1 rRNA gene is annotated in these 1299 nt (G+C 56.3%); it reads left to right on the forward strand.

From position 1 onward, the window contains the following. Positions 1-930, forward strand: a 16S ribosomal RNA gene (locus R8Z57_RS17385); the annotation flags it as partial. Positions 931-1299: the final 369 nt, after the last annotated feature.

The raw sequence follows: 1299 nt of genomic DNA on the forward strand, positions 1-1299 counted from the left end.
GCTCAACCTCGGGCCTGCAGTGGGTACGGGCAGACTAGAGTGCGGTAGGGGAGATTGGAATTCCTGGTGTAGCGGTGGAATGCGCAGATATCAGGAGGAACACCGATGGCGAAGGCAGATCTCTGGGCCGTAACTGACGCTGAGGAGCGAAAGGGTGGGGAGCAAACAGGCTTAGATACCCTGGTAGTCCACCCCGTAAACGTTGGGAACTAGTTGTGGGGTCCTTTCCACGGATTCCGTGACGCAGCTAACGCATTAAGTTCCCCGCCTGGGGAGTACGGCCGCAAGGCTAAAACTCAAAGGAATTGACGGGGACCCGCACAAGCGGCGGAGCATGCGGATTAATTCGATGCAACGCGAAGAACCTTACCAAGGCTTGACATACACGAGAACACCCTAGAAATAGGGGACTCTTTGGACACTCGTGAACAGGTGGTGCATGGTTGTCGTCAGCTCGTGTCGTGAGATGTTGGGTTAAGTCCCGCAACGAGCGCAACCCTCGTTCTATGTTGCCAGCACGTAATGGTGGGAACTCATGGGATACTGCCGGGGTCAACTCGGAGGAAGGTGGGGATGACGTCAAATCATCATGCCCCTTATGTCTTGGGCTTCACGCATGCTACAATGGCCGGTACAAAGGGCTGCAATACCGTGAGGTGGAGCGAATCCCAAAAAGCCGGTCCCAGTTCGGATTGAGGTCTGCAACTCGACCTCATGAAGTCGGAGTCGCTAGTAATCGCAGATCAGCAACGCTGCGGTGAATACGTTCCCGGGTCTTGTACACACCGCCCGTCAAGTCATGAAAGTCGGTAACACCTGAAGCCGGTGGCCCAACCCTTGTGGGGGGAGCCGTCGAAGGTGGGATCGGTAATTAGGACTAAGTCGTAACAAGGTAGCCGTACCGGAAGGTGCGGCTGGATCACCTCCTTTCTAAGGAGCACCTCAACCCTTTGGGGTTGTAGGACCCAGCTCAGGGCGAATGTTCCTGGGTGGGGCTCGTGGGTGGAACATTTGACATGGCATCGGCGCAGCTGATTCGCACTAGTACGCCACTTCGGTGGTTGGAGGGTGTGGGTGGGTGAGCGGGGTGCCGGCACGCTGTTGGGTCCTGAGGGACCGGATGCCGCCTTTGGGTGGTGTGCGACTTCTCTGGGCTCGTCCTGCTGCTGGCTTTTGCTGGTGGGTGGGGCGGGTACCGCCCGTACTTTGAGAACTACACAGTGGACGCGAGCATCTTTGCAACATGACCTTTCGGGGTTGTGTTGTGTTGATGATCTTAAAGATCATTAGTCAATTTCT

The sequence above is a fragment of the Microbacterium sp. M3 genome (assembly GCF_033548675.1).
GTDB lineage: Bacteria > Actinomycetota > Actinomycetes > Actinomycetales > Microbacteriaceae > Microbacterium > Microbacterium arthrosphaerae.